Source organism: Sphingomonas sp. OV641, from assembly GCF_900109205.1.
Taxonomy (GTDB): domain Bacteria; phylum Pseudomonadota; class Alphaproteobacteria; order Sphingomonadales; family Sphingomonadaceae; genus Sphingomonas.
Genome location: NZ_FNZB01000001.1, coordinates 772,523 through 789,003, shown reverse-complemented (window position 1 = coordinate 789,003; position 16,481 = coordinate 772,523). Strand labels below are relative to the sequence as shown.

20 protein-coding genes are annotated in these 16,481 nt (G+C 65.6%); 13 read left to right on the top strand and 7 right to left on the bottom strand.

Annotation, left to right across the window (positions count from 1 at the left end; genetic code table 11):
- Positions 1-146: 146 nt before the first annotated feature.
- From gatC to BMX36_RS03530, 6 genes are all read left to right on the top strand, one after another.
- Positions 147-449, top strand: a complete 303-nt coding sequence (gatC, locus tag BMX36_RS03555; RefSeq protein WP_066779835.1) for an Asp-tRNA(Asn)/Glu-tRNA(Gln) amidotransferase subunit GatC — start codon at positions 147-149, stop codon at positions 447-449.
- 73 nt (positions 450-522) lie between these two features.
- Positions 523-2,007 (top strand): Asp-tRNA(Asn)/Glu-tRNA(Gln) amidotransferase subunit GatA, encoded by a 1,485-nt coding sequence (gatA, locus tag BMX36_RS03550; RefSeq protein ID WP_093063695.1) that lies wholly within the window; start codon positions 523-525, stop codon positions 2,005-2,007.
- Positions 2,004-2,291 (top strand): hypothetical protein, encoded by a 288-nt coding sequence (locus tag BMX36_RS03545; protein WP_156455461.1) that lies wholly within the window; start codon positions 2,004-2,006, stop codon positions 2,289-2,291. The genes gatA and BMX36_RS03545 overlap by 4 nt, the downstream gene beginning before the upstream one ends.
- Positions 2,284-3,735 (top strand): Asp-tRNA(Asn)/Glu-tRNA(Gln) amidotransferase subunit GatB, encoded by a 1,452-nt coding sequence (gene gatB, locus BMX36_RS03540; protein WP_066779841.1) that lies wholly within the window; start codon positions 2,284-2,286, stop codon positions 3,733-3,735. Before BMX36_RS03545 ends, gatB begins: the two co-directional genes overlap by 8 nt.
- A gap of 108 nt (positions 3,736-3,843) precedes the next feature.
- On the top strand, positions 3,844-4,833 hold the full coding sequence (locus BMX36_RS03535) for an aspartate carbamoyltransferase catalytic subunit (RefSeq protein ID WP_093063694.1): 990 nt from the start codon (positions 3,844-3,846) through the stop codon (positions 4,831-4,833).
- Positions 4,830-6,041, top strand: coding sequence for a dihydroorotase (locus tag BMX36_RS03530; RefSeq protein ID WP_093063693.1), 1,212 nt, complete (start codon positions 4,830-4,832; stop codon positions 6,039-6,041). Before BMX36_RS03535 ends, BMX36_RS03530 begins: the two co-directional genes overlap by 4 nt.
- A 45-nt stretch (positions 6,042-6,086) precedes the next feature.
- Here BMX36_RS03530 and BMX36_RS03525 read toward each other — a convergent pair whose 3' ends face one another.
- Complete coding sequence (locus BMX36_RS03525) at positions 6,087-7,373, bottom strand: SPOR domain-containing protein (protein ID WP_093063692.1); 1,287 nt, start codon at positions 7,371-7,373, stop codon at positions 6,087-6,089.
- A 228-nt stretch (positions 7,374-7,601) separates the two neighbouring features.
- Between BMX36_RS03525 and BMX36_RS03520 the strand changes: the two genes are divergently transcribed.
- Complete coding sequence (locus BMX36_RS03520; RefSeq protein ID WP_093063691.1) at positions 7,602-8,609, top strand: SPOR domain-containing protein; 1,008 nt, start codon at positions 7,602-7,604, stop codon at positions 8,607-8,609.
- A gap of 14 nt (positions 8,610-8,623) precedes the next feature.
- On the opposite strand, the gene BMX36_RS03515 is transcribed toward BMX36_RS03520, so the two are convergent.
- Complete coding sequence (locus BMX36_RS03515; protein WP_066778132.1) at positions 8,624-8,845, bottom strand: hypothetical protein; 222 nt, start codon at positions 8,843-8,845, stop codon at positions 8,624-8,626.
- Between the two features lie 80 nt (positions 8,846-8,925).
- Here BMX36_RS03515 and BMX36_RS03510 point away from each other — a divergent pair, with 80 nt between their 5' ends.
- Genes BMX36_RS03510 through BMX36_RS03500 form a run of 3 tightly spaced genes read left to right on the top strand, consistent with a single transcriptional unit; the run spans position 8,926 to position 11,192 of the window.
- Entirely contained in the window at positions 8,926-9,690 is a 765-nt protein-coding gene (locus BMX36_RS03510; protein ID WP_093063690.1) for a hypothetical protein, read from the top strand.
- 42 nt (positions 9,691-9,732) lie between these two features.
- Positions 9,733-10,107, top strand: coding sequence for a fluoride efflux transporter CrcB (gene crcB, locus BMX36_RS03505; RefSeq protein ID WP_093063689.1), 375 nt, complete (start codon positions 9,733-9,735; stop codon positions 10,105-10,107).
- A complete protein-coding gene (locus tag BMX36_RS03500; RefSeq protein ID WP_066779131.1) occupies positions 10,104-11,192 on the top strand; it encodes an RluA family pseudouridine synthase in 1,089 nt (362 codons plus the stop codon). Before crcB ends, BMX36_RS03500 begins: the two co-directional genes overlap by 4 nt.
- A gap of 281 nt (positions 11,193-11,473) precedes the next feature.
- Here the strand turns inward: BMX36_RS03500 and BMX36_RS03495 are convergent, their stop codons facing one another.
- On the bottom strand, positions 11,474-11,686 hold the full coding sequence (locus tag BMX36_RS03495; RefSeq protein ID WP_066779129.1) for a hypothetical protein: 213 nt from the start codon (positions 11,684-11,686) through the stop codon (positions 11,474-11,476).
- 178 nt (positions 11,687-11,864) lie between these two features.
- Here BMX36_RS03495 and BMX36_RS03490 point away from each other — a divergent pair, with 178 nt between their 5' ends.
- Positions 11,865-12,077 (top strand): hypothetical protein, encoded by a 213-nt coding sequence (locus tag BMX36_RS03490; protein ID WP_066779126.1) that lies wholly within the window; start codon positions 11,865-11,867, stop codon positions 12,075-12,077.
- Positions 12,074-12,757 (top strand): ATP12 family chaperone protein, encoded by a 684-nt coding sequence (locus BMX36_RS03485; RefSeq protein WP_093063688.1) that lies wholly within the window; start codon positions 12,074-12,076, stop codon positions 12,755-12,757. Before BMX36_RS03490 ends, BMX36_RS03485 begins: the two co-directional genes overlap by 4 nt.
- Before the next feature lie 3 nt (positions 12,758-12,760).
- Here BMX36_RS03485 and gmk read toward each other — a convergent pair whose 3' ends face one another.
- From gmk to BMX36_RS03465, 4 genes are all read right to left on the bottom strand, one after another.
- Positions 12,761-13,435 carry a guanylate kinase gene (gene gmk / locus BMX36_RS03480; RefSeq protein WP_066779120.1) on the bottom strand — a complete coding sequence of 225 codons (675 nt, stop codon included), beginning with the start codon at positions 13,433-13,435 and terminating at the stop codon, positions 12,761-12,763.
- Positions 13,436-13,577: 142 nt separating this feature from the next.
- On the bottom strand, positions 13,578-13,793 hold the full coding sequence (locus tag BMX36_RS03475; RefSeq protein ID WP_066779117.1) for a hypothetical protein: 216 nt from the start codon (positions 13,791-13,793) through the stop codon (positions 13,578-13,580).
- A gap of 46 nt (positions 13,794-13,839) precedes the next feature.
- The gene (gene fumC / locus BMX36_RS03470) at positions 13,840-15,228 is read right to left on the bottom strand and encodes a class II fumarate hydratase (protein WP_093063687.1); all 1,389 of its coding nucleotides are present in this window, start codon (positions 15,226-15,228) and stop codon (positions 13,840-13,842) included.
- 89 nt (positions 15,229-15,317) lie between these two features.
- Positions 15,318-15,800, bottom strand: coding sequence for an SspB family protein (locus BMX36_RS03465; protein ID WP_066779111.1), 483 nt, complete (start codon positions 15,798-15,800; stop codon positions 15,318-15,320).
- Between the two features lie 72 nt (positions 15,801-15,872).
- On the opposite strand from BMX36_RS03465, the gene hisB reads away from it, so the two are divergent.
- On the top strand, positions 15,873-16,460 hold the full coding sequence (gene hisB, locus BMX36_RS03460; protein WP_093063686.1) for an imidazoleglycerol-phosphate dehydratase HisB: 588 nt from the start codon (positions 15,873-15,875) through the stop codon (positions 16,458-16,460).
- The last annotated feature ends 21 nt before the right edge of the window (positions 16,461-16,481 follow it).

Below are 16,481 nucleotides of genomic sequence, written 5' to 3'. Positions count from 1 at the left end.
GCCCCAGCGGCCGGCCCCGCGCAACCATGCTGCATGTGGCGATCGGCGCTGCCTGGCTCGCCGAACACGCGTTTGCCACGCCAAGCGCGCCGCCCTGTCGCTAGCGCTGTTGCCTTCGCACCGGCCACAGTGATAGCGCGCGCGCCATGTCCGTAGATATTGCCACCGTGAAGAAGGTTGCGAGCCTCGCCCGCATCGCGATCGACGATGCCCATGCCGAGCGGCTCGTGCCTGAGCTCAACAACATCCTTGGCTGGGTCGAGCAATTGGGAGAGGTGGACACCAGCGGCGTAGCCCCGATGACGGCCGTAATCCCCAACAAGTTGCGCCTGCGCGATGACGTGGTGAACGCTGATCCGCTCACCGGAGGCGGTCTGCGCGATGCGGTGCTGGCCAACGCGCCCCAGGCCGAACACGGCTTTTTCACCGTTCCCAAGGTGATCGAGTGATCATGCTGGCCGCGACTCGCTCCCCCTTCCTTTCTCTTGAAGCGCCGGCGCAGGCCGGTGTGACGGTGTTCTGATGACTGATCTGACCAGCCTTGGCATTCGCGAGATCCGCGACGGCGTCCGCGAAGGCACATTCACTGCGCGCGAGGTGGCCGAAGCGTTCAACGCCGCTGTCAGCAACGCGCGGCAACTTAATGCATTTCTGGTGGAAACGCCCGATCACGCGCTCGCCGCCGCCGATGCTGCTGATGCCGCACGCGCTGCCGGAGAGGCGCTGAAGCCGCTCGCGGGTGTGCCGATCGGCATGAAGGACCTGTTCTGCACCAGGGGCGTGGCCTCCACGGCGGCGAGCCACATTCTGGAAGGCTTCACGCCGCAGTATGAATCCACCGTGTCGCAGCGCCTGTGGGATGCAGGCGCGGGCATGCTGGGCAAGCTCAATATGGATCAGTTCGCCATGGGCTCGTCCAACGAGACCAGCGCGTTCGGCAACGTGATCTCGCCATGGCGCCGCAAGGACGGCGGCAATGCGGCGCTCGCACCCGGCGGCTCTTCTGGCGGCTCGTCGGCGGCCGTCTCGGCCCGCCTCTGCCCGGCGGCGACCGGCACCGACACTGGCGGCTCGATCCGCCAGCCCGCCGCCTTCACCGGCATCTCGGGCATCAAGCCCACCTATGGCCGCTGCTCGCGATGGGGCGTCATCGCCTTCGCCTCGTCACTCGATCAGGCCGGCCCGATGGCCCGTGACGTGCGCGATTGCGCGATCATGCTGGAGGCGATGAGCGGCTTCGATCCGAAGGACGCGACCTCGCTGGACATCCCCGTGCCGCAGTGGGAGCAGGGCCTGAATGCCAGCCTGGCCGGCAAGCGCGTCGGCATCCCGCGCGAGTATCGCGTGGACAACATGCCCGAAGAGATTGAGGCACTGTGGCAGCGTGGCATCGAATGGGTGAAGGACGCCGGGGCCGAGGTGGTCGAGGTATCGCTCCCGCACACCAAATATGCACTGCCGGCCTATTACATCATCGCCCCGGCCGAGGCCTCTTCCAACCTCGCCCGCTATGACGGCGTTCGCTACGGCCAGCGCGATCTGCCGGAGGGTGCAAACCTTCAGGCGATGTACGCCGCCACCCGGGCGGCCGGCTTCGGCGAGGAAGTGAAGCGGCGCATTCTGATCGGCACCTATGTGCTGTCGGCCGGCTTCTACGACGCTTATTTCACCCAGGCGTCGAAGGTCCGCACCCTGATCGCGCAAGACTTCGACAAGGCTTGGGAAAGCTGCGACGTGCTGCTGACGCCGACCGCTCCTTCGGCGGCGTTCGGCCTTGGCGAAAAAAGCGACGATCCGCTCGCCATGTACCTGAACGACGTATTCACGGTGCCATCGTCGCTCGCCGGCCTACCCGCGATGAGCGTACCTGGCGGCCTCGACAAGCATGGCCTGCCGCTCGGATTGCAGGTCATCGGCAAGGCGCTGGACGAGCAAGGCGTGCTCAACGCCGCGCTTGCGATTGAAGAGCGCGCCGGCTTCGTCGCGCGGCCACAGGCTTGGTGGTGAAAGACTCGTCACCGGGTTCGGAGGAGAGTAGCGACCCCACTATTCGCCTGATGGCCTACACCAATCTGGTCCGTCGTTTGTGGGACGAAATCAACTGCGAGATCAATCTCGCTCCCGTGATTATCGCCTACATACGAGGATTGAGGGCGTTTCCGGAATATCGGGATACGACAGTCATGTTTCTCGACACGATTGAAGTGCATGGGCACACGCACTTTGACCAGCTGATGAAGCGGGAGATGACTGCGGTGCTCGACGACTTGCTTGGATCCAACAATGACTGATTATCGCATCAAGGGTGCCACCGGCGATTGGGAGGTCGTGATCGGCCTCGAAGTGCACGCGCAGGTAACGTCCAACGCAAAGCTCTTCTCGGGCGCGGCGACTGCGTTCGGCGCAGAGCCGAACTCGCAGGTCAGCCTGATCGACGCGGCGATGCCCGGCATGCTTCCGGTTCCCAACCGCGAATGCATCCGTCAGGCGGTCCGCACCGGCATGGCGATCGACGCGCAGATCAACAAATGGTCGCGCTTCGATCGCAAGAATTATTTCTACGCCGATCTCCCGCAGGGCTATCAGATTTCGCAGCTTTATCATCCGCTTGTCGGCGAAGGCTCAGTCGAGATCGAAGATGGCGAGGCGGTCAAGACGATCGGTGTGGAGCGCATCCATGTCGAGCAGGACGCCGGCAAGCTGATGCATGATCAGCACCCCACCCGCTCCTATGTCGATCTCAACCGCTCCGGCGTCGCGCTGATGGAGATCGTCAGCCGGCCCGACATGCGTTCTCCGTCTGAGGCGGGCGCCTATCTGCGCAAGCTGCGCGCGATCCTGCGCTATGTTGGCTCGTGCGACGGCAACATGGAGGAAGGCTCCATGCGCGCCGACGTGAACGTAAGCGTGCGCAAGCCCGGCGAGGAGTTCGGCACCCGAACCGAGACGAAGAACGTCAACTCGGTCCGCTTCGTCATGGCCGCGATCGAGCATGAGGCGAACCGCCAGGTCGACGTGCTCGAATCCGGTGGCAAGATCGTTCAGGAAACCCGCCTGTTCAATCCCGACACCGGGACCACGCGCTCCATGCGGTCGAAGGAAGATGCGCATGATTACCGCTACTTTCCGGATCCTGATCTGCTGCCGCTCGAGCTCGATGACGCATTCCTGGATGAATGCCGCGCGTCTCTGCCGGAACTGCCGGATACCAAGCGCAAGCGGTACGAGGCACTCGGCATCACGGCTTACAATGCGGACGTGCTGACTGCGGAGGTCGAGACCGCCCGCTGGTTCGACACTCTGCTTGACGCGGGCGCCGCGCCGGTGGCCGCTTCCAACTGGGTGACTGGCGAGCTGTTCGGCGCGCTCAACCGCATCGGCAAGGACATCACCGAATCGCCCGTCACTCCGGGGCAGGCGGCCGAACTGCTCGCGCTGGTTGCAGATGGCACGCTGTCCGGCAGCCTCGCCAAGCAGGTGTTCGAAGTGATGCTCGAAACCGGCGATGCGCCCGGCAAGATCGTGGAAGAGCGCGGTCTGAAGCAGACCAGCGACACCGGAGCGATCGAGGCGGTGATCGCAGACGTTCTCGCGAAAAATCCGGGTCAGCTTGAGCAGTATCGCGGCGGCAAGCAGGCGCTGTTCGGCTTCTTCGTTGGTCAGACGATGAAGGCAATGGGCGGCAAGGCGAATCCGCAGGTGGTGAACGAACTGCTGAAGAAGGCGCTCGGCTGATCTGTCATCCGCACGGCGTTCCCAATCGTCATCCACCGCACAGAGGGTGATGGCGGGTATGCCGTGCGGCTTGCCACCCTCGCCTGCGCCGATTAACTGCCCATTCCGATGCCTGCCTCGGACCACCGCCCCGCCTCCCTCATTCCCGGCGGCGCCGTCTTTCCGCACCGCCATCTCACCGGGATCGAAGGGCTTCAGCCGCACGAGATCTCTTTCCTGCTCGATGAGGCGGAAGGCTGGATCACTGCCAACCGGCAGCGCGGCGTGCCCGACAAGCGGCTGGCGGGACTCACGCAAATCAATGCGTTTTTCGAGAATTCGACCCGAACGCTGCTGAGCTTTGAAATTGCCGGCAAGCGGCTCGGCGCAGACGTCGTGAACATGCACGCCGCGCAATCGAGCGTGAAGAAGGGCGAAACGCTGATCGACACGGCGATGACGCTGAATGCCATGCGCGCCGACGTGATCGTCATCCGCCAAATGTCCTCCGGCGCAGTCCGCCTGATCGCGGACAAGGTGGATTGCCCCGTGCTCAACGCGGGTGACGGCCGCCACGAACATCCGACCCAAGCCCTGCTCGACGCGCTGACCATCCGCCGCCGCCGCGGCACGATCCATAATCAGCGCGTGGTGATCTGCGGCGATCTCCTGCACAGCCGAGTCGCGCGGTCGAACATCCTCGCCCTGACGGCGCTGGCGGCAGAAGTGCGGGTCTGCGCACCGTCCACCCTCATGCCGCCCGCGATCGAGCGCATGGGAGTCACGCCCTTCACTGACTTTGACGCAGCGTTGGAAGGCGCGGATGTGGTCATGATGCTGCGCCTTCAGACCGAGCGCATGTCCGGCGGCTATGTGCCGTCGAGCCGCGAATACCACCTCCGCTACGGATTGACGCTGGAGCGGCTCGCCCGCGCGAAGCCGGACGCGCTGGTTATGCATCCCGGGCCGATGAACCGCGGGGTCGAGATCGACTCGAACGTCGCCGATCATGCGGAGCGATCCGCCATTACCGAACAGGTGGAGATGGGGGTCGCGGTGCGGATGGCCTGCCTTGACGTGCTGACGCGCCGGTCACGCGGGGTGGAGGGCTGGGCATGAGCGGCGCGCTACACTTCCGGGATGCCCGGATCATCTGTCCCGTTGCGGGCGAGCGGCGTGGCGACCTGTTCGTTGCCGGTGGACACATCGTCGATTCGGCGGCCGGGGCAACGGAGATCGACTGCCGCGGCGCATTGCTGGCACCGGCGATCGTCGATCTGGGCGTGGCAACTATCGATCGCGCTGCCTTCCGTGCCGGTGGGATCGTTCGGGTCGGCCTCATGCCTGATCAGAACCCGGTCTTGGACGAACCAGGCATCGTTCAGCGATCCGCGCTGATCGGCCGGCCGGACCTGTGGATCCACCCCATCGCCGCCGCAACTCGCGGCCTGACCGGAACCGATCTCGCTGAAATGGCGATCTGCGTTTCGGCCGGCGCGCGTGCCGTTGGTACCGGTCGGCGCTGGGTTGCGGACTCAGGCGTCATGGCGCGGGTCTTCGCCTATGCTCGCGATCTCGATCTCACGGTCGTCACCCATGCGGAAGACAGCGGGCTGGTGGGTGAAGCGGTGGCGACGGAGGGCGAAACCGCCACCCGGCTGGGCCTACCCGCCGCCCCAGCCCTTGCCGAACCGCTGGCGATCGCCCGCGATCTCATGCTCGCCGAGGCTGCCGGTGCCCGGCTCCACCTGCGTCAGGTTACCACCGCAGCCGGTTTCGACATGGTGCGCGCCGCCAAGCGTCGTGGCGTGCGCGTCACGTGCGGGATCACCCCCGCACACTTGCTACTGTCCGACAATGCGATGAGTGACTTCCGCACCTTCGCGCATCTCTCCCCGCCCTTGCGGTCGGAGGATGATCGGCGCGCGGCGCTGGCGGCGCTGGCCGACGGGACGATCGACGTGCTGTGCTCCGGCCATGATCCACGAGGACCGGAGGAGAAGCGCCTGCCCTTCGCCGATGCAACCGCTGGTGCAGCAGGCGCGGCAACCTTGCTCCCGCTGGCGCTCGGGCTGGCGCGCGACGGCCACGTCAGCCTGGAACGGCTCGCCGCTCTGCTGTCGCGCAATCCTGCGGCGGTACTTGGCCTGGAGGCCGGATCGCTCCAGCCCGGCGCCGAGGCGGATCTCATGCTGGTGGATCCGGACGCACCGTGGCAGATTTCAGCGGACACGCTGCCCGGCACCGCCGGCAACACGCCTTTTGACGGTCTTCCGGTCCAGGGCCGCGTGTTGCGCTTGTTCAAGGGTGGGCGCGAACTCGCCTGATCGTCCCGGCCGATCGGCCGGCGATGATCCAGCGTTCGCGCAGGCTCACCTTCCTGCGAACTGAACCCGGGACGGCTTCACCCAGGCAGCGGTCTGGTCGCCCGCACTGGTGCGAACGAAGCATGAGCCGCCGTTGGCGCGATAGCCGCGGCACAGCGCATTGGCCTCGCCACGGGAGTAGCCGCCCACCGACAGGCGGTAAAAGGACTTGAACGCCATGCCGCTCGGCGTCTCGCCGGCAAATCCGGCATAACGGCGCTGGGCGCGCTCCCACGCGTCCTTGGCAACGGCTGCCGAATCATAGGCGCCAAGTTGCACGAACCACTTGCCGGCTTGCCTGACCCTCGCCGAACCCTCGCTTTCCACTGCCGCAAGCCGCACCGGCGCGTTCACCCCAGCGCTTCGGGCAACCTGCGTACCGGCCGGCAGCGACTGAACCACCTCGCGGCGCTCTGCGAACACGATCCTGGGACCAGCCGGAACGTCTGCCGCAACGGCAGCCACTTGCGTCGGCTCAGGCTCGGCCACAAGGCTCGTCGCTGGCGCTTCGGCCAGAAGCTCAGCCGGGGCGTCGCGCGAGGGCATGAGCTTGTTCAGCGCCAGGGCGACCGGCTGGCCGGGATCCTTCACCGGCGTCACTCCCAGCAGCGCGGCCACCTGATCCGCGGCCCCGGTCGGCTTGGCAAAGGCAGCCCATTGCAGAACGCGCGCATCCGCATCCGTCGGCGCCATGTCGACGCCCGCCATCTGGCGAGCATCGGCCCAGCGGCCCGCCAGCGCCAGCGCCAGTGCCAGGTTCTGGCGGGTCTTGGCGTCCGCCTCCGGCGCGCGCGCAGCCGCGGTCAGCACCTCCACACCGCCAGCCGGATCGCCCGCCAGCGCGATGGCAAGGCCGCGATCGCTCGCCGGAACAATGGCGGCATTGCTCTCCAGCGCCTGCCGCGCCTCGTCCCATTGTCCCTCGGCGATCATGGCAAGCGCCAGGTTCAGCGCAGCCCTGCCGTTCTGCGGCGAAAGGGTCAGCACGTCAGCATAAGCGGCATGGGCGGAGGTGAAGCGGCCCGCCTTCAGATAGGCGGAGCCAAGCAAGGCGCGATAATCGGCATTGTTTGGCACCGCGGCGACCGCCGCTTCCGCAAAGCTCACGGCCTTCGCCGGATCGCCCTTCTGCAGCGCCTCGGCAGCCTTTTCGGCATTACGAGCGGCATGTTTCGCAAGGGTCGCCTCGCTGCGCGTGCTGGCGGTGGAGATGCCGCCCTGTGCGCAACCCACCATCGCTCCGCCCAGCATCAGCGCCGTAAGGCTGAAACCTGCAACTGCACGCTTGTTCATCGTCGATCCCCGGGCCATCGTCTTGGTCGAAGCCGTGCCGCGTCCCGTTGCGGGAACCCGCCGGCGACATGGGCTTCCCCATCTCCTGCGTTTGATGCCAATCCGATGATAAGGAATGGTAAACACCCCTCCCGTCCCGCAGCTTGGCCGGGTTAGCGATGGAGTAACCTCGGGCGTTCACATCACGCTCCATCGGCAGAAGGGTCGCGATCAATTCGGGGAAGACGAATGAAGAGTGCGTATTTTGCTGGAATGATCGCGGCGGCCTTGGTCGCTGGATCTGCCGGCGCTGATGTGAAGCAGGGTGTGGATGCCTGGAGCCGCGGCGACTATAAGGCGGCGGTCGAGATCTGGCGCCCGCTCGCTGCCAGTGGTGACGCGGATGCTCAATTCAACCTTGGTCAGGCGTACAAGCTTGGTCGCGGCATCCCGGCAAATCTGCCCAACGCGATTGAATGGTTCCGCAAGGCCGCCGCACAAGGCCACAGCCAGGCGATCGACAATTACGGCCTTGCCCTTTTCCAGGAAGGCAAGAAGGCCGAGGCGCTGCCGTGGCTGGAGAAGTCGGTCGCGCGCGGGGAGCGGCGTACGCAGCTCGTGCTCGGCACCATGTTGTTCAACGCCGATGCCGTTCCGCGCGATTGGGTGCGCGCTTATGCGCTGGTCACGCGCTCGTCGCAGCAGGGCCTGCCACAAGCATCGCAAACCCTGGCGCAGATGGATCAATATATCCCGGAAGCGCAGCGGCAGCAGGGGCTGACGCTCGCCCGCAAATATGAGGCTGAAGCGCGCGCCCTCGCCACGCGCTTGCCACCATCCACGCCCGGCGGCACCGTCTCCAGCGCGCCGTTGCCGCGGGTCGCCGCCACATCGCCGATCCCGACGGCTACCGCGACCGTCACGACTCCGCCGCGCCCGGCACAGGCAACCGCCGTCCGTGCCGCACCGCCGCCGGCGACTTTGGCGGCCTATGCGCCCGCGCGCCCCGCCGCATCGGCGCCCGCATCCTCCTCCGTCAGCGCCGGCGGGAGATGGCGGATCCAGCTTGGCGCCTTCCGCGATGAAGGCAATGCGCACAGCTTGTGGGCGAAGGTCGGCAGCCGTACCGGCGGCGGCGCCAGCTACGTCAAAGGCGGCGGGGTCACCCGGCTGCAGGCGACGGGCTTTGCATCAAAGGCCGCGGCACAGGCCGCGTGCGCGAAATCCGGCGTCAGCTGCGTCGTGGTTGCGCCCTGACGGCCCTGCCCGGCTCAGATGATCCCGCCACCCAGCATCAGCCGAAGCGCAAAGATGATGATCAGCACGATGTTGAGGTTACGCCCGCCATTGCTGCTGGAAAGCGCACCAACCGCCGCTCCGACGATGCCGATCGGGATCACTAGCCAGTTCATCCAGCCAAGCAGCGGCATGAACGCCACAAGACCGAGGACGAGGGTGACGAGGCCGATCAGGACCGAAACGATGTTGAGCATGGTTTCAACATGGAGAGCAAACGGGTGTGTTACAAGAGCGAGACACAGTCCAGCGCTTCCCATGGTTCGGCAGTAAGCGAATGACCCTGAAGAGCTTCAAATCCGTCCCCGACGGGCGCTTTCACTCCTTGGCCGTGGTCGCCGCCATGGCACTCGTCGTCGGCGCCTGTGGTCAACAATCGGACGCGCCGTTGAACGGGGCTGACGCTGCTCGAACTAAGCAGGACGTCAACGATGCCTCGGATCCGGTGCTCGAGTCCGCCCTGCGCGATCAGATCATGGTTGATCCGAAGCTGGTGCAGCAGGCGAATGCCGACGCGCTCCGCCCGCCCGCCCAGCCCGAGTCTTTGGCACTGCCGCCCGAGACCATCGCGGACGCTGCGCACAAGCCGGTCGCAGGCGCGCTTCGCACCGCACCGGCACCATCCGCCAATTGTCCGCAATGTGCCTCCGCCCGGCGTGCGCTCACCCTGGGCGCGCTCGCCGCCAGTCAGGGCGGGTCGGCCGACTGCGTCCGCAATGTGCGCTATTCCACCAGCTGGGCGAACCGCCTGCCCGATGCCGTGCCGCTCTATCCCGACGCGCGCGTGATCGAAGCGGCGGGTGCCGACGGGAACGGCTGCGCGCTGCGCGTGGTCAGCTTCGCCAGCGCCGCCCCCATGCAGCGCCTGCTCGACTGGTATTACACGCGGACGACCGATGCGGGCTATCGCGGAGGTCACGGCCAGGACGCTGGCGAGCATGTTCTTGCCGGTACGCGTGAGGCCGCCGCCTTCATGGTGCGGCTGCGCCCGCGCGCCGATGGCGGCACGAATGTCGATCTGATGGTGGACGCGCCGCGCTGACTGCCCTTCCGCCCTGACCTTCATGGGTCTAGGGGCGGTGGGATGAATGCATTGGTTCTGGTGATGGCTGGCGGCGCGCTTGGCGCTGGCCTGCGCCATCTCGTTGGTCGCGCGGCATTGTCCGCGCTGGGGGCCGCTTGGCCCTGGGGTACGCTTTTCGTCAACGTCAGCGGCGGATTGGCCATGGGGCTCCTCGCCGCTACCCTATCGCGGATGGTGAGCGGGGAGCCGTGGCGGCTGTTCCTGGGTGTCGGCGTGCTTGGCGGCTTCACCACATTTTCGGCTTTCTCGCTTGATGCCGTGATGATGATGGAGCGCGGCGCCTGGGCGCAGATGCTGGCTTATGTCGCCGCATCGGTGCTCGGTTCGATTGCCGCACTGGCGCTTGGTTTTGGTCTGGCGAGGTCGGCAGCATGAGCGAATCGGTTCGCCAGTTCACCGTTGGCTCGGACGACGATGGCATCCGCGTTGACCGTTGGTGCAAGCGGCACCTGCCGGACACCAGCTTCACCACCGTTGCGAAATGGGCCCGCACGGGTCAGCTGCGGCTGGACGGTGCACGCGTCGGCCCGGGCGACCGGGTCGCTGCCGGTCAGGTGCTCCGCCTGCCCCCACCCGAACCGGTTCGTGTCGATCCCAAGCCAAAGCGGGAGCGTCCGCCGCTCAGTGAGGACGAGGCGGCGTTCGCGCGTGAAATGGTGATCCACAAGGACCAGGCTGCGCTTGTCCTGAACAAGCCGCCAGGTCTTGCCACGCAGGGCGGCACGAAGACCACGGCGCATGTCGACGGCTTGCTGGACGCTCTGCAGTTCGAGGCAGAGGGGCGCCCGAAGCTGGTGCATCGTCTGGACAAGGACACGTCTGGCGCGCTGCTGGTTGCCCGTTCCGCTCGCGCGGCGGCGTTCTTCTCCAAGGCGTTTTCCAGCCGCTCGGCGAAGAAGGTCTATTGGGCACTCGTCGTCGGCGTTCCGTCGATCGATGATGGCACCGTCGATCTTCCGATCGCCAAGCAGCCGGGCACCGGCGGCGAGAAAATGCATGTCGATGAGGAAAACGGTCAGCCCTCGCGCAGCCGCTACCGCGTGATCGAGCGCGCCGGCAATCGCGCCTGCTGGGTCGAACTCCAGCCGTTCACCGGTCGAACCCACCAGTTGCGCGTCCACATGGCGGCGATCGGCCATCCGATCGTCGGCGATGGCAAATATGGCGGACCGGCCGCGTTCCTGACCGGCGGGATCAGTCGCAAGATGCACCTCCACGCGAGGCGGATCCGGGTGGATCATCCCGATGGCGGTGCCATCGACGTCACCGCTCCGCTGCCAACGCACTTCGCCGAAAGCCTCAAGGGGCTCGGGTTCGAGGAAATGGCAGGTGAAATGATGCCGATGGACACAAGGCCAGAGCCGACCCGAGAGGATCGCAAGGCCAGGGCGCGCGCCCATGCCAAGCAGGTCCGCAAGGCACGGCGCGGCGAACGGCGCGGCCGCGGGTCCGCGCAGTGACCCGCGACACCCCGATCAAAGACCCTGGCTGATGCTCGAATGGCGGGCCTGCCGCCGCAGGTCAGCAGCTGACTAAGATGCGAATCGGCTGCCGTTGAGCGGCCGCAGCCTGCTCAGGAACGAGCTCATCGTGCCGGGCCCGTCCCGGCATCCACCCGGCCGCAAACCGCGATCTACCGGGCCACGTGACGATCGCGTGGCGTGGGGGATCAAAGACCCACCGCCGCGCGCAGCGTTATCGCGGCGATCCGCGCACCTTCAGAAAAGGCGCGCCCTGCGTATCAGATCGCGAGTGCAATCAGGGGAAAGCCGGCCGACAGCCCAAGGGCATGGGCGAAGAGCAGCAACGAAGCGCCCGTGGTCACACCCACCAGTACATAGCCGACATAGGTCACGATCGGCGGGTTAGGCCGCTGCAACTTGGCGTTGCGCGACGCACCCGAGAAGATGAAGCTTACCAGCAAACCATAAACAAACACTGCCGCGCCGACCATCGCCGTACCATTCCTGATAGTGACATGTGAGGCTCGCCCCCCCGGGCCCGCTCTCGCTATTATCGGCAATAAACCATAAAGTGCATCTGTAACCAAGAGGTTGACGGCCGGCTGGGCTCGCGCCGCTGTCATCTGGTCGTGGCTGGCGCGCGTCATTCGCTTGCGTCATAGGCGAAGCATGGCAACTGACCCCGCCCGATCGCGCTGGCTTGTGCTGGTGCTCGTTCGCCTGGCCACCGCTGCCGCCGCGATCCTCGGCATCGTCCTGCTCGCGCGGGCGGTAGATACTCCAACGAAGATACTCGGCGGGGCGATCGTCCTGGTCGCCTTGTGGAGCATGGCCGTCCTTCCTCGATCGCTCGCGCGCCGCTGGCGGAGCCCACAACCGTGAAGCGTTTCTGGACCGAGGTTGCCGTCGATGAAGATGGCGGTATCCGGCTCGATGGCCGACCCGTGCGAACGCCCGGCCGCGCCGCCCTCGCGCTGCCCACCCCTGCCCTTGCAGCAGCCGTCGCCGCGGAGTGGCGCGCGGTTGGGGAGACGATCGATCCCCGCGTTATGCCGCTCACCGGGCTTGCCAATGCCGCGATCGACCGTGTCGCGCCCGACCCCGCAGCCTTCGCCGCGGGACTGGCCGCCTATGCGGAAAGCGATCTTCTCTATTACCGCGCCGAATCGCCGGCAGAACTCGTCGCGCGCGAGGAAGCGGCATGGGATCCGCTGCTCGCCTGGGCGCGCGATCGATACGACGTCCACTTCGAAACGATCAGCGGTGTGATGCACCGTCCGCAGCCGACCGCCACCGTTGCGCGTCTCGCCGAAGCGGTCGCCAGTCGTCCGCCGTTCGCCTTGGTGGCGCTCCAGCCGCTGGTTACGATCGCAGGCACGCTGGTCGGCGCGCTCGCGCTGGCGGAACGGGCCATAAGCGCGGATGACCTTTGGTCGGCCGCCATCGTCGACGAGGCATGGCAGGCCGAATTATGGGGCGAGGATCCCGAGGCCGAGAAGGCACGTGCGGTCCGCAGGCGAGATTTCGACTCGGCGGTGCGGTTCCTCGGCCTTCTTGGTTGACGCTCAGGCCGGATCAGTCGCCGGATCGTTCTTCAGAAGGCTGCGGATGAAGCCGATAATGCCTGTCTGCCGCGATCGCTTCAGCCGCTCCGCCGCCAGGATCATGCGGACGCACTCGAAACAATGTTCAAGGTCATCGTTGACCAGGACATAGTCATAGCCGTCCCAGTGGCTCACCTCATTGGCGGCCCGCGCCATGCGCGCGTCGATCACGTTCTGGCTGTCCGTCGCGCGCTTCTGCAACCGATCGCGCAAGGTTGCCATGGACGGCGGCAGGATGAACACCCGAACCACGTCGCCCCCGGCCAGCTGGTGCAATTGCTGCGCGCCTTGCCAGTCGATGTCGAACAGGATGTCGTGGCCCTCGCTCAGGGTATGGAACACATCGGCCTTGGGGGTCCCGTATCGGTTGTCGAACACGTGCGCCCATTCCAGGAACTCGTGGTTCGACACCATCGCGCGGAATTTCTCGAGCGAGACGAAGTTATAATCCTTGCCGTCCACTTCCCCCGGCCGGATCGGCCGCGTCGTATAGGATACCGACATGGTCAGCTCGGGCTCTGCGGCCAGCAACTTCCGAGCGATGGTGGATTTGCCGGCACCCGACGGCGAAGACAAAACGAACAGCACGCCGCGACGGCGCATGCCGTGCGGGTCGGTTGGAGAGGAAGCGGCCATGCGCGCTACTGCCGCGGCACGGGCGGAAGCGTCAAGGGCAAGCCCGCGTGTGGCCGAAATACTCCAATCTGTGCCAGATCCAGGCCGATCCGCTCTGGTCGTACACCGGGATCGGCCGTGCCATCGCTACGACATACCTCGCTTATCGGCTAGTGCGCGCCCCCATGCCCTTGCTCGCGCGCCGGCGATCATACATTTTCTTCGCCACGTAACCGCCACCAAGCAGCAGTCCCAGCGGACCGGTTCGCGTCACGGCGCGCGCCGCAAGCATGCCGATCGCCGCGCCCTTCAGGCCGCCGCGCCCATCCCGCTGGTCAATCTCCTTGCCAACAAGCGCGCCGATGATGGTGCGAAGCATATTCGTCCTTTCCGATACTTACCGTGATCAACCCGGGGCATGCCACTCAGGTTCCCAGCATCGCCTTGGGTCTGACAACCCGGTCGAACGTGGCTTCATCGACCAGGCCCAGCGCCATCCCGGCCTCCCGCAACGTGAGCCCCTCGGCATGGGCGTGCTTGGCGATCTTGGCTGCATTGTCGTAGCCGATCTCGGGCGCGAGCGCCGTCACCAGCATCAGCGAACGGTCGAGCAGATCGGCGATCCGCCCCTCGTCCGCCTCCAGGCCCTCCACGCATCGCTCGGCAAAACTCTCCATGCCAATCGCCAGCAAGTCCATCGAGCGCAACACAGCTGCGCCAATCAAGGGCTTGAAAACATTCAGTTCCAAGTGGCCCTGCATGCCACCGACCGTGATCGCCGCATGGTTCCCGATCACTTGTGCAGCGACCATCGTCAGCATCTCGACCTGGGTCGGATTGACCTTGCCCGGCATGATCGAGCTGCCCGGCTCGTTTGCAGGAAGGACAAGTTCGCCAATGCCGCAGCGCGGCCCCGAACCGAGCAGCCGGATGTCGTTCGCGATCTTCGTCAGCGCCACGGCAAGGGTGTTCAACCGCCCGGAAAGATCAACCAGCGTGTCATTGCTGGCCAGCGCCTCGAACTTGTTGAGCGCCGTCTTAAACGGAAAGCCGGTCAGATCCGCCAGCTCAGCCGCAACATCCTCCGCAAAGCCGGGCGGCGCGTTGAGGCCCGTTCCGACGGCCGTTCCCCCCTGCGCAAGGCGCGAAAGCCCTTCTTCGATCAGCGGCTGCAGTCGCCCCCGCGCGAGTTCGAGCTGAGTCGCATAACCGGAGAACTCGTCGCCCAGCGTCAGCGGTGTCGCGTCTTGCATGTGGGTGCGACCGATCTTCACGATCCCTTGCCACTTGTCCGCCTTTTCAGCCAATGCGCGCTGAAGATGCTCCAGCGCCGGCATCAGCCTGCGGCTGGCGGCGAGTGCGGCCGCGACATGAAGCGCAGTCGGAAAGGAGTCGTTGGAGGACTGGCCACGATTGACGTCATCGTTCGGGTGAACGGGCGTTTTACCTCCGCGCTCGCCCGTCAGCATCTCGTTGGCGCGTCCGGCAATCACCTCATTGACGTTCATATTGCTCTGGGTGCCGCTGCCGGTTTGCCAGATCACGAGCGGAAAATGATCGTCCAGACTGCCTGACGCCACCTCGGCGGCCGCGGCCTCGATGGCGTCGGCCTTCTCCGCCTCCAGCCCGTGCTGGCGGTTCACGCGAGATGCCGCCTGCTTTACCAGCGCGAGCGCGTGAACGATTGCCATCGGCATTCGCTCGGATGGCGGAAAGGGGAAGTTCTCGATCGAGCGCTGGGTCTGTGCGCCCCAATACGCATCGGCCGGCACCGCGATGGCGCCGATCGAGTCGGTTTCAGTCCGGTTGTTCATGGCTCATCCCCGCGGAAGACGGAAAAGAGAAGCAATGAACCCGTGCTTCGGTTGCATGCAGGCCCGGCATCGCGTGGCCGGGCCGCTGCTTACTTCTTGCGCTTGAAATCCACGCTGACGACGTTCGAACCATCCTCGCTGGAGGACGGCGGCCCGTCATTCTCTGCCGGATCGTGCGGTTCGGGGCCGTCACCCGGACCTTCCTGTGCCTGGAACCGCAGCTCGAAGTTCACCGCCGGATCGTGGAAGCCAGTGATCGCGGAATAGGGGATCACCAGCTTCGAAGGCACCTGGTTGAAACTGAGGCCAACCGAAAACCGCTCGCTGTCGACCATCAGATCCCAGAAGCGGTTCTGGAGAACGATCGTCATCTCGTCCGGGAAACGCTCGATCAGTCGCTGCGGGATATCGACTCCTGCGGCCTGGGTTTTGAACGTTATGTAGAAGTGATGCTCGCCCGGCAAACCGCCGCCGGTGGCCACGGAGCCAAGCACGCGCGCCACCACGGCGCGCAGTGCCTCCTGTACGATTTCATCATACGGAATCAGGCTGTCTGGTGCTTGGTCGTCCATTCTCGCCATGGGTAACGGTCGCAAACGGCTGGTCAAGATTGCATGACGCACAGGCCCCGCTATGTGCGCTCAATGCGCACCGCCACGATCCGCCGCGACACCAGCGAAACCAAGATTGCGGTCACCGTCAATCTCGACGGCACCGGCACCTACCGCATCTCGACGGGGGTCGGCTTTTTCGACCATATGCTCGAGCAACTGTCGCGCCATTCCCTGATCGATCTCGACGTGGAAACCCAGGGCGATCTGCACATCGATCAGCATCATACCGTGGAGGACACCGGCATTGCCATAGGCGAGGCGCTCGCCCGCGCGCTTGGCGATAAGCGCGGCATTCGGCGCTACGGCGATGCGCTTTCTCCGATGGATGAGACCCTTACGCGAGTCGCGCTCGATATCTCCGGCCGCCCATGGCTCGTGTGGAAGACGGATTTCAGCCAGAAGCGGCTCGGCGAGATGGATACCGAGCTGTTCAAACACTGGTTTCACAGCTTCGCGCAGGCCGCCGGCATCACGCTGCACGTCGAGACGCTGCACGGTGAAAACAACCACCACATCGCCGAAAGCGCGTTCAAGGGGCTTGCCCGGGCGCTGCGCCAGGCGATCGAGATCGATCCGCGCAAGGCCGACTCCATCCCCTCTACCAAGGGGGTTTTGTGAGCGTCCGCCCCACTGATCGCC

Excerpts from the sequence above, each read along its gene's own strand:
- gatC (WP_066779835.1), top strand. The coding sequence starts at position 147 with ATGTCCGTAGATATTGCCACCGTGAAGAAGGTTGCGAGCCTCGCCCGC.
- gatA (WP_093063695.1), top strand. The coding sequence starts at position 523 with ATGACTGATCTGACCAGCCTTGGCATTCGCGAGATCCGCGACGGCGTC.
- gatB (WP_066779841.1), top strand. The coding sequence starts at position 2,284 with ATGACTGATTATCGCATCAAGGGTGCCACCGGCGATTGGGAGGTCGTG.
- BMX36_RS03535 (WP_093063694.1), top strand. The coding sequence starts at position 3,844 with ATGCCTGCCTCGGACCACCGCCCCGCCTCCCTCATTCCCGGCGGCGCC.
- BMX36_RS03530 (WP_093063693.1), top strand. The coding sequence starts at position 4,830 with ATGAGCGGCGCGCTACACTTCCGGGATGCCCGGATCATCTGTCCCGTT.
- BMX36_RS03525 (WP_093063692.1), bottom strand. The coding sequence starts at position 7,373 with ATGAACAAGCGTGCAGTTGCAGGTTTCAGCCTTACGGCGCTGATGCTG.
- BMX36_RS03520 (WP_093063691.1), top strand. The coding sequence starts at position 7,602 with ATGAAGAGTGCGTATTTTGCTGGAATGATCGCGGCGGCCTTGGTCGCT.
- BMX36_RS03515 (WP_066778132.1), bottom strand. The coding sequence starts at position 8,845 with ATGCTCAACATCGTTTCGGTCCTGATCGGCCTCGTCACCCTCGTCCTC.
- BMX36_RS03510 (WP_093063690.1), top strand. The coding sequence starts at position 8,926 with ATGACCCTGAAGAGCTTCAAATCCGTCCCCGACGGGCGCTTTCACTCC.
- crcB (WP_093063689.1), top strand. The coding sequence starts at position 9,733 with ATGAATGCATTGGTTCTGGTGATGGCTGGCGGCGCGCTTGGCGCTGGC.
- BMX36_RS03500 (WP_066779131.1), top strand. The coding sequence starts at position 10,104 with ATGAGCGAATCGGTTCGCCAGTTCACCGTTGGCTCGGACGACGATGGC.
- BMX36_RS03495 (WP_066779129.1), bottom strand. The coding sequence starts at position 11,686 with ATGGTCGGCGCGGCAGTGTTTGTTTATGGTTTGCTGGTAAGCTTCATC.
- BMX36_RS03490 (WP_066779126.1), top strand. The coding sequence starts at position 11,865 with ATGGCAACTGACCCCGCCCGATCGCGCTGGCTTGTGCTGGTGCTCGTT.
- gmk (WP_066779120.1), bottom strand. The coding sequence starts at position 13,435 with ATGGCCGCTTCCTCTCCAACCGACCCGCACGGCATGCGCCGTCGCGGC.
- BMX36_RS03475 (WP_066779117.1), bottom strand. The coding sequence starts at position 13,793 with ATGCTTCGCACCATCATCGGCGCGCTTGTTGGCAAGGAGATTGACCAG.
- fumC (WP_093063687.1), bottom strand. The coding sequence starts at position 15,228 with ATGAACAACCGGACTGAAACCGACTCGATCGGCGCCATCGCGGTGCCG.
- BMX36_RS03465 (WP_066779111.1), bottom strand. The coding sequence starts at position 15,800 with ATGGACGACCAAGCACCAGACAGCCTGATTCCGTATGATGAAATCGTA.
- hisB (WP_093063686.1), top strand. The coding sequence starts at position 15,873 with ATGCGCACCGCCACGATCCGCCGCGACACCAGCGAAACCAAGATTGCG.